Genomic DNA, 23,234 nt, shown 5'->3' with positions numbered 1-23,234 from the left:
TATGACAGGTAAATGAACCTTATTCATTTAAATGTGCAAGGGAGTCGATCATGCAACATCTGGAACGCGACGTCGTCGTCATCGGTGCAGGGCCATCGGGACTGACAGCAGCCTATGAGCTGAGCAAGGCCGGCAAGTCCGTCGCGGTGCTCGAAGCCCGCGACCGCGTCGGCGGGCGCACCTGGACCGATGTCATGGACGGCGCGACCATCGAGATCGGCGGCCAGTGGATCAGCCCCGACCAGACCGGCCTCTACTCGCTGATCAATGAACTTGGCATCGAGACCTTCGAACGCTACAAGGCGGGCAAGAGCGTCTACCTCACCGGGGAAGGCGAGCGGATCGCCTATGAGGGCGAGGACTTCCCGGTGGCCGCCAGCACCGTGGCCGAAATGGAGAAGCTGGTAGAACTCATGAACCAGCTGGCCGCCGAAATGAACCCGGACAAGCCGTGGGAGCACCCTCAGGCCCAGGAGCTGGACCAGATCTCCTTCCACCACTTCCTGCGCCAGCACTGTGCCGACGAGCTGGCCTGCAACAACGTGGGCCTGTTCATTGCCGGGGGCATGCTGACCAAGCCGGCGCACACCTTCTCCGCGCTGCAGGCGGTGCTCATGGCGTCCTCGGCCGGCTCCTTCGACAACCTGGTGGACGAGGACTTCATCCTGGACCGGCGCATCGTGGGCACCATGCAGGGCGTATCCAAGACGCTGGCCGAGAAGCTGGGCCAGCAGACCGTCTTCCTGGACAACCCCGTGCTCAAGCTCGAATGGTTCGATGGCGGGGTGGTGGCCCACGGGAGCACCGTGACCGTCTCGGCGAAGAAGGCCGTGCTGGCGGTACCGCCGAACCTGTACTCGCGCATTTCCTACGTCCCGGCGCTGCCGCGCAAGCAGCAGATCACCCACCAGCACCAGTCCATGGGCCTGGTCATCAAGGTCCACGCCGTCTACGACACCCCGTTCTGGCGCGAAGAGGGCCTGTCGGGCACCTGCTTCGGCCCGAGCAGCCTGGTCCAGGAGCTCTACGACAACACCTATGCCGGGGAGGAAACCGGCACACTGGTCGGCTTCATCTCGGATCTGAAGGCCGACGCCATGTGGGAACTGGACGAGGAACAGCGCCGCGCGGTGATCCTCAAGGCCATGGCCGGCTACCTGGGCGAGAAGGCACTGGATCCCAAGGTCTTCTACCTCTCGGACTTCGCCGCCGAGGAATGGACCCGCGGCGCCTACGCCACCAGCTACGACCTGGGCGGGCTGCACCGCTTCGGCCCGGCGCAGAACGAGAATGTCGGACCGATCTACTTCTCCTCCTCGGATCTGGCCGGCGAAGGCTTCCAGCACGTGGACGGCGCGGTGCGCATGGGCCGCCGCTCGGCCGCGCGCATCATCGCCGCACTGGATGGCACCGCCTACGACCAGAGCTACGATGGCGTTGCCACGCTGACCCCGTCCAAGGAAAAGGCCAGTGCCTAGGCCATGAAATTGCTCGTAGGTTACACCGCGGACCAGCGCGGTGCCGAAGCCATCGAACTGGCCAGCGCCCTGGTGGCCGGTACCCGCGACGCGTCCTTGCGGATCGCCATCGTGCTGCCTGCCGCCACCCCGTTCAACGCGGTCTACCCCGGGGGGGACCATGGGTTCTCCTCCATCCTCTCCGACCAGGTGGACCGCTGGGCGGCGCAGGCCCTGGCCCTGGTGCCGGAAGGAATCGCCACCTCGGTGGTAGCCCGTTCCGTGCCCTCGGTGGCCGAGGGGCTCATCGGCCTGGGCGAGGAATTCGGGGCGCACGGGATCGTGCTGGGCGGCCGCAAGCGCCACCGCGCCGGATTCTTCAGCCCCGGGGCGATCGCCAATGCGCTGCTGCATTCCTCGCCGATGGCCGTGTTCATGTCCTCGCCGGCCTCCTTGGCCACGCTGCGCGCAGCCGGCGGGAAGATCACCAGGCTGACCGCATTCGTGGGGGACCGCCCGGGGGCACGGGAAGTCATCGGCCTCTCGGCGCGGATCGCCGCCGCCTGCGGACTGCCGCTGCGCGTGGCCACGCTGGTCTCCCATATGGATCTGGCCGACCCCCGGCTGGAGCTGGATGACCATCTGACCCAAACCCGCAGCTACCTGCAGGAACTGACCGGTTCCCTGGGCCTGGAGGCGGTAGTCGAGGTGGTCTCCGGGCGCGGCCTGGACGAAGCGGCCGCCCAGCTGTCCTGGCAGGACGGGGACCTGGCACTGCTGGGATCGGCCCGGCTGGCCGCCCCGCGCCGATTGTTCATCGGCCCCAAGGCCCAGCGGATCCTGGGCCAGCTCAACGTCCCGATAGGCGTCATCCCGACCCTCGAGGCTGCCAGCTAGAAGGCAGCGCGTCATTCTTGCACGATCCTTGTTCCCCGGGCACTTGCCGTCGCGAAGCACGCGGACGGTGCCCATCTGACCCCTGACGGAAGGTGGCTCGGTACTTCTGGCCGACGCACTCACACCTCGCTAATTGTTTAAGGTAACCACCATGTCGCACGACCTGAGGCAGGCATCGCCGCCTGCACGCTCCGAGAGCGGACTGCACGAAAAAGGACTGTCCAAGGGCACCGTTGGCGTTCTGGGGCTTGTCGTTATCGGCATCTCCTGCATCGCCCCGGCCTACACCCTCACCGCAGGCCTCGGCGCCACGGTGGCCGAAGTCGGCACCAGCCTGCCTGCGATCCTGCTGGCGGGATTTCTGCCGATGCTGCTGGTGGCCTTGGGCTACCGCGAGCTGAACAGCGCAATGCCCGATTCGGGCACCTCCTTCACCTGGGCGACGCGTGCCTTCGGCCCGATGATCGGCTGGATGGGAGGCTGGGGCCTGATCGCCGCGACGGTGATCGTGCTCTCCAACCTGGCGGCAGTGGCCGTGGACTTCTTCTATATCCTGATTGCCCAGCTCACCGGCCAGCCATGGATTGCGGAGCTGACCGGCAACCTGTGGGTCAACATCCCCACCACGCTGGTGTTCATTGCGGTGGCCGCCTGGATCTCCTACCGGGGCATGAACGCCACGAAGGTCTTCCAGTACGTGCTGGTCGGGTTCCAGGTGGCGGTGCTGCTGCTCTTCGCGGTCATGGCCCTGACCTCCAGCCAGCCCAATGATCCGACACCCATCACCTGGCAGATGTTCAATCCGGCCGGCATCGATACCTTCTCGGCCTTCGCCGCGGGCATCTCGCTGTCCATCTTCGTTTTCTGGGGCTGGGATGTCACCCTGACCATGAACGAGGAAACCACCGATCCGAAGAAGGTCCCCGGACGCGGTGCCACCTGGACGGTGCTGGTGATCATCGCGTTGTACCTGGCCGTATCCCTCGGGGTGATCTACTGGGCCGGGGTGGGCACCACGGGCCTGGGCGCAGGCAACCCGGAGAACCAGGAATCAATTTTCGCGGTGCTTTCCGGTCCGGTCATGGGCCCGCTGGCGATGCTGATGTCCTTGGCCATCTTGTCCTCCTCCGCGGCCTCGCTGCAATCCACCATGGTTTCGCCGGCACGCACCTTGCTGGCCATGGGCTACTACAAGGCGCTGCCCTCCAGCTTCGCGAAGATCTCCGCGCGCTTCATGTCCCCGTCGGTGGCGACTTTCGCCTCCGCTGCTGCCGCTGCCGTGTTCTACGTGGTCACCAGGCTGCTCTCGGAGAACGCATTGTGGGACACGATCACGGCGCTGGGCCTGATGATCTGCTTCTACTACGGGCTGACCGCCTTGGCCTGCGTCTGGTACTTCCGCGGGGAACTGTTCGCCAATGCCAGGAACTTCTTCTGCAAGTTCTTGGCGCCGTTGGCAGGTGGCGTCGTCTTGCTGGTGATGTTCTTTGCCACCGCCATCGAATCCATGAATCCGGACTACGGTTCGGGCTCCAATATCGGGGGAGTGGGCATGGTGTTCATCCTCGGGGTCGGCGTGCTGCTGCTGGGCGTTGGCATCATGCTGTGGATGCGGGTGCGCCACCCGGCGTTCTTCAAGGGAGAAACCATCAAGACCTACAAGCTGCTGAAGTAGGACCGGCGCAACGAACCAGAAGGACCACTCGCGAACGAATCGCGGGTGGTCCTTCGTGTTTGGTGCCGCCGCCGCAGGAGCTATCTTGCCGCTAGTCGGCGGCGTCGGCCCGGGTCATGTGCTTGGCCACGCCGATGGCGGCCAGCACGGCGCCGAAGGGGATGAGCGCGCTCTGGATCAACGAATTAAGGAAAGCCAGCGGCGCGCTGCCCAAAGGGCTGCTTCCAAAACCGGATTCGAAGCTCCACATCGCCAGGACTGGCAAGATGCTGCTGATGAGAACGCCTGCCAACACGATGACGACGCCGGATACAATCATCTTCTTATGTAGAGCAAGCAACGTTTTCTCCTATTGCCTTGGGCTGAGTATTTCCAACCGTAGCCAAATCCGCCACTTTTAGCTATAGCGGGAGTGCTGTTTGCTTTCGCCAAGGGCAGGTCTTTTCCTGCTTCGCAACCTTCTCGTCCAAAGGCCCCTAACCGGCGCGCAAATGGTTCAATAGGTGCATGGCTAACTCGGTACTTTTCATCTGCTCCCGCAATGCAGGCAAATCGCAAATGGCGGCCGCATTGATGGACTACATTTCTGAAGGGAAAGTTACCAGCTACTCGGCTGGAACCAACCCAGGTTCAGGCATCAACCACGAAGCGGTTGAATCGCTCTCGCAGGCCGGCGCGGACATGTCGCAGGGCACGCCCAAGGCCATCGACCCTCGCGTCGTCGAGCAAGTTGACCGCGTGGTAATCCTTGGCTCCGATGCGAATCCGCAATTCGATCCGTCCATCAAGACCGAACGCTGGGTCACCTACGAACCCAGTGAAGACGGCATCACCGGTGCCGAACGAATGAACATGATCCGCGATGAAATTGCTGATCGCGTCCGTGAACTGTTCCACGAGTTGGAGCGGTAGAAATCACTGTTCGCATGACCACCCGAAAGGCAACTCCGTGGTGGCTTCCGGGCGTATGCCTTGTGCTCACTGGTTGGTGTGCCAACCAATACGTATCGCTGATCAATTGGTACCAGCAATTCCGCGAGCTCAGTGAGTTCGAGGCCATGCTGGTCATGGGCAGCTACCTGGCGGGCATGATCCCGGCGTTGGCTTTCGGCGGACCGCTGGCGGACAAGTTCGGGCGCAAGCCATTTTCGCTGCTTGCCCTGGCCTGCTCCATTCTGGGATCCCTCGGGCTCATCTTCGGATCGGTTCACGAGTCCGGTCTCTATGCGGGACGCATCCTGACCGGCTTGGGCATGGGCCTGGCCATGGTTGCCATCACCAGCTGGGTGAAGCTGCTTAGCCCGGGAGCTGCCGGCGCGACTCGTGCCGCGCTGTGCACGTCCTTGGGCTTCGCGCTGGGACCGGTCATTTCAGGGGCAATTGTCGGGACCAGCGGCAGCCCGGAACTGGCATACATCGTCCATGCCGCCGCGGCGCTTTCCTGGTTGCTGTTGATGTTCTTCACCCGAGAAGACCGAGTCACTGACCGGGCAGGGAATCACCTGGAGGCCGACGTGACGACTCCGGCAAACCTCCAGCGGTTCTACCGCATCGTCTTGCCCGCAGCCCCATGGGTCTTTGGCATGGCGGCAACAGGGTTTGCCGTGGTTCCGGCGCTGAGCAACGGCGCCGGTGAATCCAGCCTGTTCTACACCACCTTGGCAGTCGCGGTCACCATGGGCATGGGTACCTTGATCCAGCCATTCGTCAAGAGATTCAATGACTTGGGCAAGATCAAGCTGCTCATGGCTGGACTGGCTACCTCGCTGGCTGCACTGCTCATGATGATCGCAGTGTCGCTGAGCGGCTCAGAATTCTTGGGAATTATCGCATTCGCCATAGCCGGTTCGGCCAATGGCATTTTGCTGGTTGCCGGGCTAAGCCAGGTATTGGATCTTGCCGGCGGCGCCGACGTCGGCAAATTGACCGGCCGGTTCTACATGTGCTGTTTCATCGGGTTCAGCTTCCCGACATTCTTTGCACTGTGGCGCACGGTCGCTCATCCTGCTCTATTCATTGGCCTGCTTGCCGTGCTCTGCCTGCTATCCATGATGCAGGTGTACCGCTCGGCCAAGTATCTGCCCGCTGCCATTCTCGAAGAAGTTCCAAACAGGCCATAATGCCAAACGCCGCTGCCGGCCACCTTGCGGTGCCGGCAACGGCGTTTACGCATTGGACTCCAACATACTGGGAGCTAGTCCTGGCTCAGCTTCTTGAGCAGCTCGGTAGTGCGGAATGGGATGACATCGCGCAGGATCATCGAGGTGGAAGTGCGGGTTATGCCCGGGCAGAGGCGGATCTCTTCACTGACCCGGTACAGGTCATCCGGGTCAGTCGCGGCCACACGAATCAACAGGTCCGTGTCTCCCGCCGGCGCGACGCATTCCAGAACCTCGGGAATCTGGCGCAGTGCGGCGATGGCCTCATTCAAGCTGGCCTGGTTCAATTCAGCGCTAACGAAAGCGCTGACGCCACGGCCCATGGACGCAGGGAGGATTCGCGCGGTGTTCGGGCGCAACGCACCTGAATGGGCCAAGCGTTCCAAACGAGTCTGCACGGTGCCGCGGGCCAGGCCCAGCTGCTGCGCCAGCATCATGATCGGCACACGCGGATCCGCATCGAGTGCCAGAAGGATACGCCGGTCGGTTTCATCGAGCTGATACGTATCCGAATTCATGTGGTGGTCTCCTGAGACAGGTTGTGTTGCGCGTGCATAAGTACCAACCTAGATTTTAGTCAATATGACCAGTGAATCCCAAATGTGTTGCGCGGATTGGCCGATATTATTGCGTGCAAGTCGGCTACTGGGGTCAACAGGGCGAATGCTCGGGCGAAAAGCCATCTTTTATCCACAAAATAACCAGGCTGAGATCAAATGGGCGCTAATCACAGTAACCTGTTGATATGAGGTTTTTGCGGTTGGAAGACGTGGCAGAGGAACTGAATGTGAAGCTGCCCCAGGTCCGCGCTTTGGTGAAAAGCGGCGAGCTGCCGGCCATCCAAATTGGCGGGCGGGGCATGTGGCGCGTGGAACGCGTTGCACTGGAGAACTATATCCAAGAACGCTATGCGCAGGCCCGCGACGATATCGCGAACGAATCCCAGAGCTGAATGCGGTGCCCTTGGCTGTTCCCGAGTCCATAGGGAACAGCCACAGCCTAGTCCAGCTCGATAGCCCGTTCTGCAAAGATCCGCAATGCGTCGCGAACCAGCTCCGCGTATCCGCCGTAGTTCTTTGCAAACCGCGGATCAGCGACATACATCTCGCCGAGATTGCAGATATATGCCTTGTGCTGTGCCGGATCGCCGGAATCCAGCGGGGTGCCCTTGGCGCTCTGGAGCCAGCGCACATGTCGAGCCGCTAATTCCCGGGCTTCGAAGCTGTCCGCTGGGACGGAATTCTTCCCCGCCACGATCCAATCCTGATTGAGCATCTTCACCTCTTCCATGAATGCGTTTTGCTGGTCCCCGGTTTTGGAACGCCACCAGCGATTCGATGCTTCATACGCGTCGGCGCCCCAGCGTTCGGCAACCTCTTGCTTGTACTGCTCGTTGAAGCCGTCAAAGCTCTTTTCCGGTTCCATGTTTCCTCCTGTCGTTAGTGTTGAAATGCTGTGCTCCAAGGCAGCGATCTGCCGGTCCAGCGCCGCACGCTGCCTATGGAGCTGTTCCTTATGTGTGCTCAGCGCGACCAGTTCATCGCGTTGCTCGTCCAGGATTTCAGCGATGGTCTCCAGCTTGATGCCCAGCTGCTTGAGCAGGAGAATCTGCTGGAGCCGGACCAGCTGCCCGTCGGTGTAGAACCGGTAGCCGTTGGCGGACAGGTAGTCAGGTTTCAGCAAGCCGATCTGGTCGTAGTGCCGCAAGGTACGGCTGCTGATGCCAGCGGATTTTGAGACATGCGCAATCGAGTGGTGAACTGCCGGCTCGTGGCTAGTTGAATCCTTCATGGCTACCACGCTAATGGTTGACGCAACGCCAAGGTCAATAGTCCCAGCCGCATTTCCTGATCAAAAATTTGTGATTCAGATCTCACGGCAAAATGGCGAATAATAACGAGATATTCCTTGTCCGATTGATCATATTGACTAGTTGTTAGCACGCCTGTTGCACAGTGTGATCTATGTGTAGTTCACTGTTGGTAGATGAAGTTGAACAGGTTACCGCCGAAATCAACGAGGACCGCCTGATGACGTAAACCATCTGCATTTACGGGATCAAGGAGCCCTGGCCACCCACGCCAAGGCAAGGTAGAAGACATAGTCCAGATGGCTCGCGGGCATTCCAGTTGGGTGGAATGCCCACGGGCCATCTGGCATTTCTGCCAAAATCACTCACATTCGAATCACAAGCTCCGAGCGAGTTGGAGGAAACGCCTGCCGGCATTCGCGATGCTTCGCTCTGGCTCTGGAACAATGAGCGCGTAGGGACACCGAGGAGTAAGAGTGGGTTCAATGAGGCGCGTCTGGCAAAACTGGTGGATGCAATTGGTCGCCGGATTGCTGATCACTTCGATCGCGGTGTTGCCGTGGTTATGGATCGGTCAGGAAGACCGCTCAATTCTCCCGCATGCCAGCGACGACGCCCAAGGGCTACTGGTGGTTTTCTCCGTGATCACCCTCTGGGGCTGCTGGTTTGCCCGGCGCATTGGATATAGTCGCACCGGCTTTGCCATCGTGACTGCCGTGGGCATGGTCCTGGGACTCTTGGGCCTGGGGTTCCAAGGACTCCAAGCATTCGAACCGGGGCTCTTGGACGGGGAACTCTCCCCAGCTTCGATTCGCCATGTTTGGGTTTTCGGTGGCCTGCTGCTGGTCAGCCAAGCCTGGTATTTCCTGGCCACTAAATTGCGGCTGCCCATAGCGGTGCTCTTCTATGCAACGCTCACTGTAGGCGTGAGCTATTGGCTGCAGATCATCGCATCGCTCGTTGCGGGCGCCCAGTCGTACTACGTTTACCTTTGGTATTCCGGGCCGCTGATCCTCGGCCTCATCTTGGGATTCGTCGGGTTCTCGAGGATCATGAACCTGCTGATGTGGGTTTTCGCATTGGCTATCCAATGGATGATGCCGGCAGTCGTGGAAAGCGCGGCCAGAGTTATTGGATCGAAGACCACTGGCTGGAAGACCGTCGGCTCCTTCTGGGAACAATTCACCGGAAGTGTCCTGGAAATTCCGTGGCAGACTCCGCTGCTGGTCAGCTTGGCGACGGCCATGCTTACCAGTGTCATCTTGCTGATTGTTCGCAAGGTGCGGCGGCGCTAGGCAAGAGTCCAAGCCGCTAGTTAGCCGGTGCTGGCCAAATATCCGCAACGACGCGAACTGCACCCTGGAAGTTCATTGCTGCCAAGACAGCATCAAAGGCTTGCGGGCCATCCGTAATGGATTTCTAGGACAACGGCACCAGGCGCGCCCAGCTCCTCGTAGTTGGCAAGAGTGCGCGCCGGCAGGATCTCCGCTGGATCGTTGCCCGGAACAGCAGGGTCCACCACGATTTGCCGACAGCCTCATCGAGCAGCACGGTGCCCAGCCCATCGGTACGTACCGTGGGCTCGATGAACTGCACGCCCACTGGCGAAACGGTGGTGTTCGCGGAGGTGATTGGAATCAGCTTGCTGGTCAGCTTGCCGTTCCCCGAAGCACCAGTGCTCGGGCCCATAGGCCAGCAGTAAGCCAAGCATTGGAACATGGCGCAATGCCACGCTGTGCACGCGGTGGAAGCCGGGGAGCAATCGGCTTCGCCAGTCGGGGCACTGCTAGTCCGCTCCGAGTATTTCAGGGCCACCACTCGCCATAGAATAAGACTATGACTGAACTGCGCGATCGCGACCCCGGAGAACTGGTCCAGCCCATCATCCTGCGAATCGACAAGGAGGATCCGTCGAGCGAGGACGAGGGCCTGTCAGCGGTGGCACGAGCAGCCGTGATTGCCTATCTGCAAGATCCGCAGAACCCGGATTGGCAGCAGTGGGCTTCACAGGCCTACGCCAAATCGGTACGCCGGGCTAATCCCAAGATGTTCGCCAAGGTGCTGGAGATGTTCCCTGAGCAAATGGTCAGTGAAGTGGGCAAGGCCCGAGCCGTTGGCTTGCCTCCATTGCCGGCCGCTGACTTGCCGAAGCTGATTGCCAAGTTGCAGGTCTCCGGCACGCAGCTTCCAAAAGCGGAGGAAGTCCTGGATGCGCAGATCAGCATCGTACTGAACAAATCCTTGGACATGTCCACAGGCAAGGCCGCGGCGCAGGCAGCACACGCGCTGTTCGCCTGGCTGACAGAATCCCCAGCGGAAGAGGTCGAAGCGTGGCTCCACGCCCATGCTCCGGTGGGCATCAAGCACCTGCCGCGCAGGGAATTCGACCGCTTGTCGCGGCAGGCCGCTGGACCTGTCATCCAGGATGCCGGGCGAACTGAAATCGAACCCGGATCCGTCACCGCTTTCGTCATTTCCGAGGCACGCTAGAACCTTAGAATCCAAGCGCGGTGAAACCGCCATACCTGTGTCATGATTTCCTTGGCGGTAACAGCAATTGTCACCACAGCGGATCGCTGTGCACTTCCGTGGGCCACAGGAAACGGCAATATGCCCTTGCTCGAAAGCACTGACATTGAAATTCTCTAAACGTGTACTGGGCCTGCTGCTGGTCCTGATGCTGTCCTTCGGGACCGCAGCTGGCGCCAGCGCCTCAACGCAGGCTCCAGCCGGCCTGGCGCAACTCGCTGCCGCTCCTCCGGCAATTGCCAAGCAGACCACCACCAACCTGAATTTGCGCAAGTCGCCATCGGCCCGATCCGCGTCGCTGCTAGTCATTCCCAAAGGTGCCAAGCTCCTCGCGTCCAAGGGTTCATCGGGCTGGGTGCAAGCGAGCTACATGAAGAAGACCGGCTGGGTCTCGGCCAAGTACCTGGCAACGCCGAAAGCGCCGGCGCCGGCAAAGCCCAAGACCTCAGCCGTGCGCTATCTGATTTCCTTCCAGCCGGTGCGCAAGAAGGCATCGGCGGCATCCGCGGCCTTGACCGGGGCCATGCGCAAAGCCGAGGTCCAGCGCCTGGGCGCAACCGGTTCCTGGAGCCGGATCAGAATCGGCAAGATCACCGGTTTCGTGCCCACCAGCCAGCTGTCTACCGCAATGCCCGCGCCGGTGTACCGGTATGCGAAAACCGCGCAAGTGCTGCGCAAGTCCGCCTCTGCCAAAGCGGCACGCGTTGCGGGTGTTCCAGCTGGAGCCAAAGTCGAGTGGCTGCGCACGTCAGGCTCGTGGACCTATGCCATTTCTGCCGGAAAACGCGGCTGGCTGCCGGCCAAGCAGCTGTCGTCGCAACCGGCAGCAACCCGGAAAACGATCGGGAACCGTTGGCTGATCAGCAACAGCGTCCTGCGCCAGTCCAATCGCAGCTCATCTCCATCCCTTGGAAGCCTTGCACCGGGTGAAAAAGTCGGCTTGTACGCAACCCGAGGTTCCTGGTCCCAGATCAAGTCCCAGCGCGGCACCGGCTGGGTGCCTAGCGCTAGCCTGTCCAGCACCGCCTACAAGCCCGCCAACCCATCGGCTCGCTGGATCCTGGCTAATACAGCCCTGCGCGTCGGCGCTTCGGGCTCTTCCAAGTCCCTGGGGACTGTGGCAGCGGGGTCCAAGCTCACCCTGCACGGCACGTCGAATGGCTGGGCGCGAGTGAAGACCTCCAAGACGATGGGATGGGTTCCATCAAGCGTACTGGTGGCCAAGGCCTACACGCCGCTGAAGCAGGCCAAGCGCTGGACGACGGCTAATGTACACCTGCGCTCCGGGTACTCCACCGGCCATAAATCACTGGCGGTCATCTCCAAGGGCCAGCAGGTCAGCGTCCTGGGAACGGCCAATGGCTGGACGCGAGTTGCCTCAACGCAGGGCACCGGATGGATCAGCAATGGCTATCTTGCTACTAGCAAACCGCAGGCGCCGCGACCGGCACCGGCACCGGCACCGAAAGCCGAATACCGCTGGACCACAACCAACGTGAACCTCCGCGCCGGCGCGGGAATCAGCCACCAGAGCAAAGCCGTGCTGCAAGCGGGGCAGAAAGTCGCCTACCTGCGCAGCGATTCCGGATGGGCGCAAGTCGCCGCTCCCCAGGCCACCGGCTGGGTCAAGGAAAACTACCTTTCCAAAAATGAGCCGGGAATGTTGCAACCAGATGCGCAGCGCGTCATCGCTGCGTTGCAGGGGAAGACCGGCGATACTATCAGCGCCATTCATACCATTCGAAGCGGCTCTGCCGGGCACAGCTCCGGGAAGGCCGTGGACCTGATGATTCGCGACTACAAGAACAGGCAGCGGGTTGCCCAGGGCCAGAAGCTGGCCCAGTTCCTGCTGGATAACCGCAGCCAGCTGGGTATCTATTACCTGATCTGGCAAGACCGGATTTGGCTTCCCACGACAGGCTGGACGCCGTATTCCGGATCAGGAAAGTACGGAAACCAGTTCACCGGCAATTGGAATGACACCACGATGCATATGGATCACATCCATGTGGAGGTCTACGGCAACTCGGCCACGGGAGGTCCGCTGGACTACGGGGCGCTGCGAACCCGCTAATCTGCTGCTGTCTGGTGTTTCAGACGAAGATGCGCAGGGGGCATGGCGTATTCGCGGTGTCTCTGGTCAGCTGGAACCATGGAGAATTTTAAGCCGGAATTGGCTGTTGACCGGGCAGCGGCTACGTGGAGCGGGCGCAATGACGGTGCCGGAGAGCAGCACCTGAGATGGCATCAGCAAATCAACCGCAAGGCTGACGACCAGTCCGGCGGGCGGGGACCGGCAGCGCTGCTCGGTTTCGCTTCGGATGCCGGCGTGCTGCGCAACGAGGGCCGGGCCGGGGCGGCGCAAGGACCACAGGCGCTGCGTGCCGCCTTGGGTTCCCTGGCTATCCACGAGCCACGGCTCCTGATTGATGCTGGTGATGTCGCAGTATCTGGCGATGAGCTTGAATCAGGGCAGGAACGGCTGGCGCAGTCAGTGAGCGCTTTGCTCGGAGAAGGGATGCTTCCAGTCGTGCTTGGCGGCGGCCATGAAACGGCTTACGGTTCGTTCAACGGGCTTTTCCGGCATTGCAGCCAAGAGCCTGGAACCCGGCTGGGCATCTTGAATCTGGATGCGCATTTCGATCTGCGCAGTGCTCCGCGGCGGAGCAGCGGCACCCCTTTCCTGGATATTGCCAAGGACCTTCAGTCGGCGGGACAAGATTTCAACTATGCCGTGGTGGGCATCAGCAAACCGAACAATACCCGGGTCCTCTTCGAGCGGGCCCGCGCCCTGGAAGTGCGCTACCTGCTTGACGAGCAGTGCACTGCCGGGCAGCTGCCTTCCGTCCTGGCGTTCGTTGCCGACTTCATGGAGAGCGTAGACAAGCTGTACCTGACCATTGACCTGGATGTGCTTCCTGCCTCGGTCGCCCCCGGGGTCAGCGCCCCTGCCGGATTCGGGGTGCCGCTGGAAGTAATCCACGGGGTCTGCGCGATGCTGGCGCGCAGTGACAAGCTGGCGCTGGTCGATGTTGTCGAATTGAATCCATCATTGGATATTGACGGAAGAACGGCCCGCACCGCAGCCAGGCTGGTCAATACCCTGCTGGGGGTCTGATGCAGTAGGGCGCACCGAAATCTGCCGACGCGAACTTGCAATGTTCGACCCCTCAAACATTATGATTGAGGGGGACGAACTAATCGTCATGGCGAGATTTGGAATGGTGTGCAATGGTGCGAACCCTCAAGCTCCGATCACGTGCGGGGCAACGCGCAGGCTGGCTGGCTGCTGGCTTGGCATGCCTGTTCGCGCTCGCTGGATGCGGCGGTAGCCAAAGTGCCGTGCCCGCCGACAGCCAAGACCACCGGCCGGTGGTGCTGACAACCTTCACGGTCCTGCAGGACATCGCCCAGAATGTCGCAGGCGATCACCTGCGCGTTGATTCAATTACCCGTCTTGGTGCGGAGATCCACGGTTACGAACCTACCCCTGATGATCTGCGCCGGGCATCGCATGCGGACCTGATTCTCGATAACGGGCTGAACCTCGAAGCCTGGTTCCAGCAATTCGTCGAAGGCAATGACGCTCCGCATGCCACCGTCAGCCAAGGGATCAAGGCCATCGATATCGTCCAGGAAGAAGGTGCGGGAAAGCCCAATCCGCATGCGTGGATGAGCCCATTGAACGTGAAAATCTACGTGGACCGCATGGCAGATGCATTTACCGAACTGGACCCGGCCAATGCGCGCGACTACCGGGACAACGCCAAGGCCTACCAAGCCGAACTGCAAAAGGTCCACGACGAGCTCGAAGCGGCACTGGCAGAAATCCCCGAACGCCAGCGGGTACTGGTGACCTGCGAAGGGGCCTTCAGCTATCTGGCCCGGGATACCGCCATGGCCGAAAAGTATCTCTGGGCCGTCAACGCGGAATCGCAGGCTACGCCGCGCAAGGTCGCCGCGGCGATTGACTTTGTCAGGGAAAACGATGTTCCTGCGGTCTTCTGCGAATCCACGGTCTCCGATGCGGCCATGCAACGAGTCGTCGAATCCACCGATGCCTCCTATGGCGGAACGCTCTATGTGGACTCGCTATCCGAGCCTGGCGGTCCAGTACCCAGCTACCTGGACCTGATCTCGCATGACACCAGAACCATCGCCCGTGCCTTGAAAGGCGGAACACCATGAACGCGAAGCCCAGCGATGCCCTCGCAATTGATGTGTCGGCCGCGACCGTCCACTACGGCCCCGTGCTGGCCCTGGACCATGCCTCCTTGCAGTTGGGCCGCGGTCGGGTCTGCGGCCTGGTCGGGATGAACGGCTCGGGCAAATCCACGCTGTTCAAAACCATCATGGGGCAGATCAAGCCCGACACCGGCAGCGTGCGCATCAACGGCACCGACCCGCTGCAAGCTCGGAAAAGCGGGCAGCTTGCCTACGTGCCGCAAAGCGAAGCCGTGGATTGGAACTTCCCGATCTCGGTGCGTGAAGTGGTGATGACCGGGCGCTACGGGCAAATGGGATGGACCAGGAGAGCCAGGAAGAGGGACCACGCCGCCGTGGATGAAGCCCTCGAACGGGTGGAGCTGGCCAGTTTTGCCAACCGGCAAATCGGCCAGCTCTCCGGAGGCCAGAAAAAGCGTGCCTTCGTCGCCCGATGCATTGCCCAGGGCGCCAATATCATGCTGCTCGATGAGCCTTTCGCAGGCGTGGATAAACGCAGCGAAGCAACGATCACCAAGCTGTTGCGCGAAGTTGCTGATGAAGGCGGCAGCGTGCTGATTTCCACCCACGACCTGCACGCGCTTCCGGAACTTGCCGATGAAGCGGTGCTCCTGATGCGCAAGGTGCTGATGCATGGCCATCCGGATCTCGTGCTGCAGGCAGAAAACCTGGCCCTGGCCTTCGGGCTGGATCCCATGAAGCGAGGCGGGGAATGAACCTCATTGAATTGCTAGCTGAGCCGCTGGGCTACACCTTCATGGTGCGCGCCCTGCTGGTTACGATCATCGCCGCCGTACTGTGCGCGGTCCTGTCCTGCTGGCTGGTCCTCATTGGCTGGTCGCTGATGGGCGATGCAGTCTCGCATGCGGTCTTGCCCGGAGTCGTGCTGGCCTACATCGTGGGTGCTCCCTTTGCCCTGGGTGCCCTGGTCTTCGGATTCCTCGCGGTGGCCCTGATCGGGGGAGTCCGCGACACCACCAAGCTCAAGGAAGATGCTGCCATTGGCATCGTCTTCACCACGCTCTTCTCCATCGGGCTGGTGCTGGTCTCGGTCACGCCGAGCCATGTGGATCTAAACCACATCATCTTCGGCAATTTGCTGGGCGTCTCGGCCAATGACCTGTGGCAGGTCCTGGTGCTTGGCGCGATCACCTTCGCCATCCTGATTCTCAAGCGCAAGGACTTCACCCTCTATGCCTTTGACCAAACGCACGCACATGCCTTGGGGATGAGCCCGCGGATCATCGGCGCGGTGCTCCTGGGGCTATTGGCCATGACCTCTGTTGTGGCTTTGCAGGCGGTGGGCGTCATCCTGGTAGTTGCCATGCTGATCATCCCCGGCGCCACGGCCTACCTGTTGACCGATCGATTCGGGAAGATGCTCCTGATCGCACCGATCCTCGCAGCCTGTGCAGGAATCCTGGGTGTCTACATGAGCTATTACCTCGATGCATCAACCGGCGGAATGGTGGTTCTGGCCCAGGCGGCGATTTTTGGAATTGCCTATCTGTTCAGTCCGAAGCAAGGACTCATTGCCACCCGGCTGGCCAGCAAGGGGCGGCGCAAGGCGCTTGCGGCGAACACGTAGAAGGCGGTGGTAAGTTTCCCGCAGCTGAAAGGAAATTGGCGTGTGAGACGTGCGCTCGCCGGCGTCAGCTGATGGGCAATGGGTGCACGCATCATCGAATCAGTGTATTTCCCATGGCCGGCAACGCTGCGGCAGGTCCTCTCGATTCATGGCTGGATCCGGATCCGGGCGATCCGGCGCATGGCTTGAACCTCCACCCGACCACCCTGCTAACTGGAAGGGCGCTGCCCTGCGCTGCGCCCGGATGGGCAGCTGAATCAGTTGGCTCGATCGGGACCTGCAAGCGGCATTAGGCGCGCCAGCGCAGTTTGCCCTTGGCGTCGGTCTTGCAGGTGTAGAGCTTGCCGGCCTTGGACTTGCCGCGCTTTCCCTTGTCTGCCTGCTTGCAGTAAGCGCCCGGATGCACGGTGCCCTTGACCACGGAAGGAGCCTTGTGCACGTCCTTCTTCGGTGATGCCTTGGGCTTGGAACCGGCAGGCTTGATCGTGGTGACTTTCGCGGCCTTCTGGTTGCGGCAGCTCTTGAGCACTTTGGCCATGGCCTGCTTTTCGGCTTTGGTGACCGACAGCGCGTACTTCTTCTTGACGCTGATCTGGGTGGCTACGTACTGGCATCGGAAGGACTTGTTCTTGGGGAGCCATTCAGCTGTGTTCTTATCGCCCTTTTGGCGATTGGCAGAGGCATCAGCGGCCATCAAATTCAGCGGGTCGTTAGCCAGAGCCTGGCGCTGGGCCTGGGAAAGCTTCTGGCCGCCGGAGAGCCACGCGTTCTTCAGGGAAACCACGTGGTCAATGTCGACGCTGCCTGACTTGACCTTCCAGTTGATCCTCTTGCCGGTGTAGCTGTCATGCAACGTGCCCGAAGCTAGGGTGCACTTCTTGCGGTCCTTGAACTTCACCTTGGACATGTCCCGGGACAAGGTGTCCTGGCGTTCATCGCATTTGTCCTTGTCGAAGTCCTTCCACCCATTGCCGAACTTCTTGTTCCGGTTGTACCCAGTGGCGGCCGCCTTGCCCTTTACCGGCAGGGTCTTGAGCATTGCGGTGGCCTTGGGGCCCTTGAGCTTCGCCCCGGGAAGGACCTTCTTGCTGCTGGTGGCAGCCCGTTCAACCAGCAACGGACGATCTGTTGCCAGCAGGTCTTCAACCGGTGCGGGATCCATCCCGGTAAGTGCCGAAGGTTCCGCCGGTGCGCTGCATCCAGCGAGCACCAAAACTGCAGCGCAGAGCGCAGCAATGAGTTTTCTTGGCAAGGTGATGTCTTTCAAGAGAGTGTGAGCGCAGGAGTTCGCCAAGAATGCTGCAATGCACCCCCATGTAAAACTTGTACATTGCAGTATCCCTGGTTGATCATCACTTTAGACTATTGGCCGGACAATCAGCACCCTGGGTGCAGGGACGCGTCGATTCCACGGGCCTTCCGCGTGCCGTTGACCAGAACCTGGAAGGGCATTTCAGGGGAGAAGGGAGACCCATGCGGCCGCGGCTGCACGTGATCCCAAGCGCAGGGTTTCGCCAGTTGAGCAGACCTGGACATTCACTGTCTCGGAGAATTGCTCGCCAGCGGTAATGCGCAGTTGCGCGCCGACAACGATCCGGTGATCGGAGAAATACTGCAGCAGCTGCGAATCGTCATCGGCGATGCGTTCGACAACCACCTGGGCGTCATCGCTGGCATCGCTCAGGTTGAACGCCTGCGGGATGGAAATGCGGCCTTCGGCCGTCGGGATGGGGTCGCCATGCGGGTCGCGGGTGGGGTGCTCCAGCAGGCTGTCGATGCGCTCGATCATGAAATCGGATACCGCATGCTCCAGGCTCTCGGCCTCCTCATGCACCTGGTCCCAGCGGTAGCCCAGCATCTGCACCAGGAAAGTTTCGATCAGGCGATGGCGGCGCACCATGGTCACCGCATACTCGCGTCCCAGTTCGGTCAGCGTTACGGCGCCATAGGGCGCATGGTCTAGCAGGCCCTGCTGGCGTAATTTGCCCAGGGCGCCGGAAACCGTGGAGAGCTTCATGCCTGATTTGCTGGCGATGATGCTGGCGGTTACCGGATCGCTCGACCACTCGTTGAGACCGAAGATGATCTTGAGATAGTTCTGGGCGCTATCTGAAAGCTGGTTGACCGACACAAGCACCATCTTAGCGACCATCGGGCCAGCTGGCCGCGAGGTGACTTTGATTATGGGGCATTTCGGGCTGGAGACCGCTGACAACTGAAAGCGGCTAGTCACGAGCCTAAAAATTCTGCTCCATGGATAAGGATTATCCGAGGCCCAGGGGCAGCGTATTGACTTAAATTTCTTTGTGAGGAAAACTGTGTAATCGATTCCATGGAATCGATTACACGTAAGCAAAGGGGCTTATCGACATGAACGCTGTCACCATCAAGGATGTGGCACTTGCAGCCGGAGTATCTTCCGCGACTGCCTCGCGCGTTCTATCCGGCCACCCCGCCACTTCGGCCGCTTCCCGCGAAAAAGTGGAAGCTGTCGCCAAGGATTTGGGTTTCGTGCCCAATGCCCAGGCCCGCTCCCTGCGCTCCACCAAAACCGACACCATCGCGCTGCTGATATCCGATGTGCGCAACCCCTACTTCTCCGATCTCGCGCATGCCGTCGAGCAGCAGGCCCACGCCGCGGGAATGATGACCTTCATCGGCAATGCCAACGAGGACACCGAACAGCAGGACCAGTTCCTCGCCGCGATGCTTTCGCGCCGCGTTGACGGATTGATTCTCGTTCCCCAGGGCCTTGATGAAGACGCCGACCGGCCAAGCCAGATGATGCAGCGCATCATTGCCTCGGGCACTCCGCTGGTTTTCGTCGACCGCACCCTGCCCGAGCTTCGCATCCCATCCATCACCGCCTCCAGCACCGGAGCCCTGGAAGAAGCCATCGCGCGGCTGAAGGCCTTGGGCCACGCCAAGATCGCTTTCTTGGGCGGCCCGGCCCACGCTTCCACCGCCCGCGAACGCCACAGCGCCTTCGACTCGGCGATGGCAGCCAACGGCCTGGATACCGATCCTGCCCTGCACTTTGCCGGCGACTTCCGCGCCGCCTCGGGTGCCGAAGGCGCCCGCTGGCTGCTGGGCCATGAACTGCAGCCCACCGCGGTGGTCATCGCCGATGCGCCAATGGCCATCGGCGCACTGACCGTGTGGCGCGAAGCCGGCATCCGGATCGGGAAGCAGCTCTCGGTGATCACTTTCGACGAGGTGGACGCAATGCTCATGCACGATCCGCCGATCGCCACGATCAGCCACGACCTGACCAGCATGGGCCGCGCCGCGGTCACCGCGCTCCAGGACGTCATGGCGGGCAAGAGCCCCGAGCCCCAAGAATTCATCAGCCGATTCACCGCGCGTGAGTCGCTGGCCCCAACGCAACCCGCCACCGGCGCATAGGCGAGGATGGAAGGAACGAAAATGAGTAATGACGCTCTGCTGGTCCTGGACAAGGTCTGCAAGTCCTTCGGCCCGGTACAGGTGATCGACGAGGTCACCGTCGAGGTGCATGCCGGCAAGGTCTCGGTGCTGCTCGGCGAGAACGGCGCAGGCAAGTCGACGCTGATCAAGATGATCGCCGGCGTGCACGAGCCGGACGCCGGCCGGATCCTGGTGGACGGCAAGGCCGTGAAGATTCCCAACACCAAGGCCTCCGAGGCATTGGGCATCGCCACCATCCACCAGGAACTGAACCTGGTCCCGTCGATGACCATCGCCGAGAACATCACCCTGGGCCGCGTGCCGCGCAAATTCGGCATCATCAACCGCCGCGCCATGCGCCAGATCGCCCGCGAAGCGATGGACAAGCTCGGACTGGCGCTGGATGTCGATACGCCGGTGGGCCAGCTGGGCCTGGCCCAGCAGCAATTGGTGGAGATCGCCAAGGCGCTGAGCCTGGACGCCCGCGTGCTGATCCTCGATGAGCCCACCGCGGCATTGACCAAGGCCGAAATCGCGCACCTGTTCTCGGTGGTCGCCACCTTGAAGCAACAAGGGGTGGGCATGGTGTTCATCAGCCACCACCTCGATGAGATTGCCGAAATCGGCGACTTCGTGAACGTGCTGCGCGATGGCAAATTCATTGCCACCGTGCCGGCGGACACCGAGGAGAACGAGCTGGTCCGGCTCATGGTCGGCCGCGATATCGACGCCCAGTTCCCGCGCGTAGCCACCGAGCCAGGCCAGAAGCCGTTGCTGAGCGTGCAGAACCTGTGCGAGGGCATGCTCAAGGACATCTCGCTGGAAGTGCGGCCCGGCGAAGTGGTTGCCCTGGCCGGCCTGATGGGTGCCGGGCGCACCGAGCTGATCCGCGCCATCGCCGGAGCCGACAAGTACGCCAGCGGCGTCGTGGCGGTCAACGGCAAGAAGCTGGCCAGCTTCGACGTCGCTGCAGCTACCCGCGCTGGGATCGGGCACGTTCCCGAGGACCGCAAGACCCAGGGCCTGGTGCTGGATGCCTCGGTGGCCGAGAACATCGGCTACGCCACCATGGCCGCCACCGCCAAGAACGGACTGGTGGACCGCAAGGGCCAGAAGGACCGCGCGCAGCAGGTCGCCGAACGCCTGCGCATCCGCATGGGCAGCATCGATGCGCCCATCCGCTCGCTCTCGGGCGGAAACCAGCAGAAGGCCGTGTTCGGCCGCTGGTTCACCGCTGGGGCCAAGGTGCTGCTGCTCGATGAGCCGACCCGCGGCGTGGACGTGGGAGCGAAGGTCGAAATCTACGAACTGATCAATGAGATCACCGCCTCCGGAGGCTGCGTGTTGATGGCCTCCAGCGAACTGCCCGAAGTGCTGGGCATGTCCGACCGCGTCCTGGTCATGAGCCAGGGACGCATCGCCGGGGAACTGGCCACCGAACAAGCCACCCAGGACGCCATCATGTCCCTGGCCGTCAGCAATGTGCACCGCGAAGAAGAAATGGGAACCAAGTAATGAGCAGCGTAGCTACTGCCCCGAAGAAGGGCTTTGATTTCAAGGCATTCCTTGCCAACAACGGAGCCCTGGTCGGCCTGGTCATTCTTTGCCTGGCCCTGTTCATCGCCACCCCGCGCTTCCTGACCGGACCGAACCTGATGAACATCGGCATCCAGGTCTCCACCATCGCGGTGATGGCCTTCGGCATGACCTTCGTGATCGTCGCCGCCGGCATCGACCTCTCGGTCGGCTCGGTCGCGGCGCTCTCGGCCATGGGCTCCTCCTACGCCATCACCACCGCCGGCCTGCCCGATGGCCTGTCCATCCCGATCGGCCTGGCCGTCGGTGCACTGTGCGGCTGGGTCACCGGTGCGATGAGCGCCTACGGCAAGCTGCCCACCTTCATCGCCTCGCTGGCGATGCTCACCGTGGTGCGCGGGCTGACCCTGGTGATCTCCGATGGCCGGCCGATCTCCACCAGCTCCTCGGTGTCCTGGCTGGGCGATGATCTGGGCCCGATCCCGGTGCCGATCCTGATCCTGGTCGTCTCCGGCCTGCTTGCCGCCTTCGTGCTCAACCGCACCGTCATCGGCAAGAACGCCTTCGCCGTGGGCGGCAACACCGAAGCCGCGCGCCTGTCGGGCATCCCGGTCAAGCGCGTGCTGGTCACCGTCTTCATCATCTCCGGCGTCTTCGCGGCCCTGTCCGGCATGATCCTGGCCGGGCGCCTGGACTCGGCCCAGCCGACCCTGGCTTCGGGCTACGAGCTGGATGCCATCGCGGCCGTGGTCATCGGCGGCGCATCGCTCTCCGGCGGCGTGGGACGCATCTCCGGCACCCTGATCGGCGCCCTGGTGCTGGCCGTGATCCGCAACGGGCTGAACCTGCTTTCGGTTTCCGCCTTCTGGCAGCAGGTAGTCATCGGCGCCGTGATTGCGATCGCCGTGGGCTTCGACGTGCTGCGCCGCAAGAACGTCAAGCACTAGATTTTCCCTCCGTACCCAGCAATTCAAGAAAAGTTCAAAGGAGAACCCCATGAAGAACATCATCCGCAAGACCGCAGCCGTCAGCGTCGGACTGGCCCTGGTGGCCGGCCTGGCCGCCTGCAACCGCGGCACCGAAGCAGAGGCCGGCTCGGCCACCTTGGCAGTGTCCACCCTGAACAACCCGTTCTTCGTCGACCTGCGTGACGGAGCCCAGGCCGAGGCCGAAGCGCAGGGCATCGACTTGTCCGTCGTCGACGCGCAGAACGACTCCGCAACCCAGGCCAACCAGCTGGCCACCGCGGCAACCAACGGCTCGGCCGGCCTGATCATCAACGCCGTGGATACCGAAACCGCTGAAGCCGGCCTGAACCCGGTGGCCGAGGCCGGCCTGCCGATCGTTGCGGTTGACCGTGCGGTGGGCGAGACCAAGATCGCTTCCTTCGTGGCTTCGGATAACGTTGCCGGCGGCGAGCAGGCTGCCAAGGCGCTGGGCGAGGCGCTGGGCGGCAAGGGCAAGATCATCGTGCTGGAAGGTGTTCCAGGCGCCTCGGCAACCAACGAGCGCGGCGAAGGCTTCGACAAGGGCCTGGCCGAGTTCAAGGACATCGAGGTCGTCTCCTCGCAGACCGCCAACTTCGACCGAGCCGAAGCACTGGACGTGGTCACCAACCTGATGCAGGCCAACCCGGATGCCGCTGGCGTGCTGGCGATGAACGACGAAATGGCCCTGGGCGCCATCCAGGCACTGGGCGACAAGGCCGGCAAGGACGTGTTGGTAGTCGGCTTCGACGGCACCGACGACGGCTTCAAGGCAGTCCAGGATGGCACCCTGGTTGCCACCATCGCCCAGAACCCGGCCGAGCTGGGCAAGCAGTCGGTGCAGATCCTGGCCAAGGCCATCAAGGGCGAAGAAGTCGAAGCCAATGTGCAGGTCGCCGTTGACACGGTAGACGAGAAGAACGTCGCCGACTACGCAGGCGAGTAAT

23 protein-coding genes are annotated in these 23,234 nt (G+C 61.9%); 17 read left to right on the top strand and 6 right to left on the bottom strand.

The annotated features are described in order from the left end of the window. The first annotated feature begins 50 nt into the window (after positions 1–50). The 3 genes from ACWICV_RS08180 to ACWICV_RS08170 all read left to right on the top strand — a co-directional run bounded on the left by ACWICV_RS08180 (position 51) and on the right by ACWICV_RS08170 (position 4,029). Positions 51–1,478, top strand: a complete 1,428-nt coding sequence (locus ACWICV_RS08180) for a flavin monoamine oxidase family protein (protein ID WP_454090481.1) — start codon at positions 51–53, stop codon at positions 1,476–1,478. Between the two features lie 3 nt (positions 1,479–1,481). After that, a complete protein-coding gene (locus ACWICV_RS08175; protein WP_454090482.1) occupies positions 1,482–2,354 on the top strand; it encodes a universal stress protein in 873 nt (290 codons plus the stop codon). A 151-nt stretch (positions 2,355–2,505) separates the two neighbouring features. Next, positions 2,506–4,029 carry an APC family permease gene (locus tag ACWICV_RS08170; protein WP_105656313.1) on the top strand — a complete coding sequence of 508 codons (1,524 nt, stop codon included), beginning with the start codon at positions 2,506–2,508 and terminating at the stop codon, positions 4,027–4,029. Positions 4,030–4,120: 91 nt separating this feature from the next. On the opposite strand, the gene ACWICV_RS08165 is transcribed toward ACWICV_RS08170, so the two are convergent. Next, a complete protein-coding gene (locus tag ACWICV_RS08165; RefSeq protein WP_146112217.1) occupies positions 4,121–4,369 on the bottom strand; it encodes a hypothetical protein in 249 nt (82 codons plus the stop codon). A 167-nt stretch (positions 4,370–4,536) separates the two neighbouring features. Between ACWICV_RS08165 and ACWICV_RS08160 the strand changes: the two genes are divergently transcribed. Beyond that, on the top strand, positions 4,537–4,941 hold the full coding sequence (locus tag ACWICV_RS08160) for an arsenate-mycothiol transferase ArsC (protein WP_105656315.1): 405 nt from the start codon (positions 4,537–4,539) through the stop codon (positions 4,939–4,941). Positions 4,942–4,955: 14 nt separating this feature from the next. Next, positions 4,956–6,149, top strand: coding sequence for an MFS transporter (locus tag ACWICV_RS08155; RefSeq protein ID WP_454090483.1), 1,194 nt, complete (start codon positions 4,956–4,958; stop codon positions 6,147–6,149). A 74-nt stretch (positions 6,150–6,223) separates the two neighbouring features. Here the strand turns inward: ACWICV_RS08155 and ACWICV_RS08150 are convergent, their stop codons facing one another. Then, on the bottom strand, positions 6,224–6,706 hold the full coding sequence (locus ACWICV_RS08150) for an Lrp/AsnC family transcriptional regulator (RefSeq protein ID WP_105656317.1): 483 nt from the start codon (positions 6,704–6,706) through the stop codon (positions 6,224–6,226). A 227-nt stretch (positions 6,707–6,933) separates the two neighbouring features. Here ACWICV_RS08150 and ACWICV_RS08145 point away from each other — a divergent pair, with 227 nt between their 5' ends. Next, entirely contained in the window at positions 6,934–7,140 is a 207-nt protein-coding gene (locus ACWICV_RS08145) for a helix-turn-helix domain-containing protein (protein WP_105656318.1), read from the top strand. 47 nt (positions 7,141–7,187) lie between these two features. On the opposite strand, the gene ACWICV_RS08140 is transcribed toward ACWICV_RS08145, so the two are convergent. Next, complete coding sequence (locus tag ACWICV_RS08140) at positions 7,188–7,979, bottom strand: MerR family transcriptional regulator (protein ID WP_454090484.1); 792 nt, start codon at positions 7,977–7,979, stop codon at positions 7,188–7,190. A 504-nt stretch (positions 7,980–8,483) separates the two neighbouring features. On the opposite strand from ACWICV_RS08140, the gene ACWICV_RS08135 reads away from it, so the two are divergent. Next, the gene (locus tag ACWICV_RS08135) at positions 8,484–9,293 is read left to right on the top strand and encodes a hypothetical protein (RefSeq protein ID WP_454090485.1); all 810 of its coding nucleotides are present in this window, start codon (positions 8,484–8,486) and stop codon (positions 9,291–9,293) included. Positions 9,294–9,417: 124 nt separating this feature from the next. On the opposite strand, the gene ACWICV_RS08130 is transcribed toward ACWICV_RS08135, so the two are convergent. After that, positions 9,418–9,687, bottom strand: coding sequence for a hypothetical protein (locus ACWICV_RS08130; protein WP_105661964.1), 270 nt, complete (start codon positions 9,685–9,687; stop codon positions 9,418–9,420). A 147-nt stretch (positions 9,688–9,834) separates the two neighbouring features. Here ACWICV_RS08130 and ACWICV_RS08125 point away from each other — a divergent pair, with 147 nt between their 5' ends. The 6 genes from ACWICV_RS08125 (at position 9,835) to ACWICV_RS08100 (ending at position 16,339) form a co-directional block, all read left to right on the top strand. Further along, complete coding sequence (locus tag ACWICV_RS08125) at positions 9,835–10,488, top strand: peptidyl-tRNA hydrolase (RefSeq protein WP_105656322.1); 654 nt, start codon at positions 9,835–9,837, stop codon at positions 10,486–10,488. Between the two features lie 145 nt (positions 10,489–10,633). After that, positions 10,634–12,601 (top strand): SH3 domain-containing protein, encoded by a 1,968-nt coding sequence (locus ACWICV_RS08120; RefSeq protein ID WP_454090486.1) that lies wholly within the window; start codon positions 10,634–10,636, stop codon positions 12,599–12,601. Positions 12,602–12,679: 78 nt separating this feature from the next. After that, entirely contained in the window at positions 12,680–13,645 is a 966-nt protein-coding gene (gene hutG / locus ACWICV_RS08115) for a formimidoylglutamase (protein WP_402473548.1), read from the top strand. A gap of 113 nt (positions 13,646–13,758) precedes the next feature. Continuing rightward, positions 13,759–14,715, top strand: coding sequence for a metal ABC transporter substrate-binding protein (locus ACWICV_RS08110; protein WP_454090487.1), 957 nt, complete (start codon positions 13,759–13,761; stop codon positions 14,713–14,715). Further along, a complete protein-coding gene (locus ACWICV_RS08105; RefSeq protein WP_105656326.1) occupies positions 14,712–15,467 on the top strand; it encodes a metal ABC transporter ATP-binding protein in 756 nt (251 codons plus the stop codon). The genes ACWICV_RS08110 and ACWICV_RS08105 overlap by 4 nt, the downstream gene beginning before the upstream one ends. Beyond that, the gene (locus ACWICV_RS08100) at positions 15,464–16,339 is read left to right on the top strand and encodes a metal ABC transporter permease (RefSeq protein WP_105661959.1); all 876 of its coding nucleotides are present in this window, start codon (positions 15,464–15,466) and stop codon (positions 16,337–16,339) included. The genes ACWICV_RS08105 and ACWICV_RS08100 overlap by 4 nt, the downstream gene beginning before the upstream one ends. 289 nt (positions 16,340–16,628) lie before the next feature. Here ACWICV_RS08100 and ACWICV_RS08095 read toward each other — a convergent pair whose 3' ends face one another. Continuing rightward, the gene (locus ACWICV_RS08095; protein ID WP_454090488.1) at positions 16,629–17,501 is read right to left on the bottom strand and encodes an HNH endonuclease family protein; all 873 of its coding nucleotides are present in this window, start codon (positions 17,499–17,501) and stop codon (positions 16,629–16,631) included. A 291-nt stretch (positions 17,502–17,792) separates the two neighbouring features. Further along, on the bottom strand, positions 17,793–18,479 hold the full coding sequence (locus ACWICV_RS08090; protein ID WP_400289624.1) for a metal-dependent transcriptional regulator: 687 nt from the start codon (positions 18,477–18,479) through the stop codon (positions 17,793–17,795). Between the two features lie 230 nt (positions 18,480–18,709). On the opposite strand from ACWICV_RS08090, the gene ACWICV_RS08085 reads away from it, so the two are divergent. Genes ACWICV_RS08085 through ACWICV_RS08070 form a run of 4 tightly spaced genes read left to right on the top strand, consistent with a single transcriptional unit; the run spans position 18,710 to position 23,233 of the window. Continuing rightward, positions 18,710–19,744, top strand: a complete 1,035-nt coding sequence (locus ACWICV_RS08085; RefSeq protein ID WP_365943732.1) for a LacI family DNA-binding transcriptional regulator — start codon at positions 18,710–18,712, stop codon at positions 19,742–19,744. 21 nt (positions 19,745–19,765) lie between these two features. Next, a complete protein-coding gene (locus tag ACWICV_RS08080) occupies positions 19,766–21,280 on the top strand; it encodes a sugar ABC transporter ATP-binding protein (protein WP_365943731.1) in 1,515 nt (504 codons plus the stop codon). Further along, on the top strand, positions 21,280–22,248 hold the full coding sequence (locus ACWICV_RS08075; RefSeq protein WP_359185508.1) for an ABC transporter permease: 969 nt from the start codon (positions 21,280–21,282) through the stop codon (positions 22,246–22,248). The genes ACWICV_RS08080 and ACWICV_RS08075 overlap by 1 nt, the downstream gene beginning before the upstream one ends. A 49-nt stretch (positions 22,249–22,297) precedes the next feature. Beyond that, the gene (locus ACWICV_RS08070) at positions 22,298–23,233 is read left to right on the top strand and encodes a substrate-binding domain-containing protein (protein ID WP_105656332.1); all 936 of its coding nucleotides are present in this window, start codon (positions 22,298–22,300) and stop codon (positions 23,231–23,233) included. Position 23,234 lies beyond the last annotated feature (1 nt).

The organism is Glutamicibacter sp. NPDC055354 (assembly GCF_053644955.1).
Note: the sequence above shows the minus strand (reverse complement) of the source record. Positions and strands in the feature narration are given on the sequence as shown.

Excerpts from the sequence above, each read along its gene's own strand:
- ACWICV_RS08140 (WP_454090484.1), bottom strand. The coding sequence starts at position 7,979 with ATGAAGGATTCAACTAGCCACGAGCCGGCAGTTCACCACTCGATTGCG.
- hutG (WP_402473548.1), top strand. The coding sequence starts at position 12,680 with ATGGAGAATTTTAAGCCGGAATTGGCTGTTGACCGGGCAGCGGCTACG.
- ACWICV_RS08075 (WP_359185508.1), top strand. The coding sequence starts at position 21,280 with ATGAGCAGCGTAGCTACTGCCCCGAAGAAGGGCTTTGATTTCAAGGCA.
- ACWICV_RS08110 (WP_454090487.1), top strand. The coding sequence starts at position 13,759 with ATGGTGCGAACCCTCAAGCTCCGATCACGTGCGGGGCAACGCGCAGGC.
- ACWICV_RS08130 (WP_105661964.1), bottom strand. The coding sequence starts at position 9,687 with ATGGGCCCGAGCACTGGTGCTTCGGGGAACGGCAAGCTGACCAGCAAG.
- ACWICV_RS08070 (WP_105656332.1), top strand. The coding sequence starts at position 22,298 with ATGAAGAACATCATCCGCAAGACCGCAGCCGTCAGCGTCGGACTGGCC.
- ACWICV_RS08090 (WP_400289624.1), bottom strand. The coding sequence starts at position 18,479 with ATGGTGCTTGTGTCGGTCAACCAGCTTTCAGATAGCGCCCAGAACTAT.
- ACWICV_RS08150 (WP_105656317.1), bottom strand. The coding sequence starts at position 6,706 with ATGAATTCGGATACGTATCAGCTCGATGAAACCGACCGGCGTATCCTT.
- ACWICV_RS08180 (WP_454090481.1), top strand. The coding sequence starts at position 51 with ATGCAACATCTGGAACGCGACGTCGTCGTCATCGGTGCAGGGCCATCG.
- ACWICV_RS08170 (WP_105656313.1), top strand. The coding sequence starts at position 2,506 with ATGTCGCACGACCTGAGGCAGGCATCGCCGCCTGCACGCTCCGAGAGC.
- ACWICV_RS08135 (WP_454090485.1), top strand. The coding sequence starts at position 8,484 with ATGAGGCGCGTCTGGCAAAACTGGTGGATGCAATTGGTCGCCGGATTG.
- ACWICV_RS08145 (WP_105656318.1), top strand. The coding sequence starts at position 6,934 with ATGAGGTTTTTGCGGTTGGAAGACGTGGCAGAGGAACTGAATGTGAAG.
- ACWICV_RS08080 (WP_365943731.1), top strand. The coding sequence starts at position 19,766 with ATGAGTAATGACGCTCTGCTGGTCCTGGACAAGGTCTGCAAGTCCTTC.
- ACWICV_RS08175 (WP_454090482.1), top strand. The coding sequence starts at position 1,482 with ATGAAATTGCTCGTAGGTTACACCGCGGACCAGCGCGGTGCCGAAGCC.
- ACWICV_RS08125 (WP_105656322.1), top strand. The coding sequence starts at position 9,835 with ATGACTGAACTGCGCGATCGCGACCCCGGAGAACTGGTCCAGCCCATC.
- ACWICV_RS08160 (WP_105656315.1), top strand. The coding sequence starts at position 4,537 with ATGGCTAACTCGGTACTTTTCATCTGCTCCCGCAATGCAGGCAAATCG.
- ACWICV_RS08085 (WP_365943732.1), top strand. The coding sequence starts at position 18,710 with ATGAACGCTGTCACCATCAAGGATGTGGCACTTGCAGCCGGAGTATCT.
- ACWICV_RS08155 (WP_454090483.1), top strand. The coding sequence starts at position 4,956 with ATGACCACCCGAAAGGCAACTCCGTGGTGGCTTCCGGGCGTATGCCTT.
- ACWICV_RS08100 (WP_105661959.1), top strand. The coding sequence starts at position 15,464 with ATGAACCTCATTGAATTGCTAGCTGAGCCGCTGGGCTACACCTTCATG.
- ACWICV_RS08095 (WP_454090488.1), bottom strand. The coding sequence starts at position 17,501 with ATGGATCCCGCACCGGTTGAAGACCTGCTGGCAACAGATCGTCCGTTG.
- ACWICV_RS08105 (WP_105656326.1), top strand. The coding sequence starts at position 14,712 with ATGAACGCGAAGCCCAGCGATGCCCTCGCAATTGATGTGTCGGCCGCG.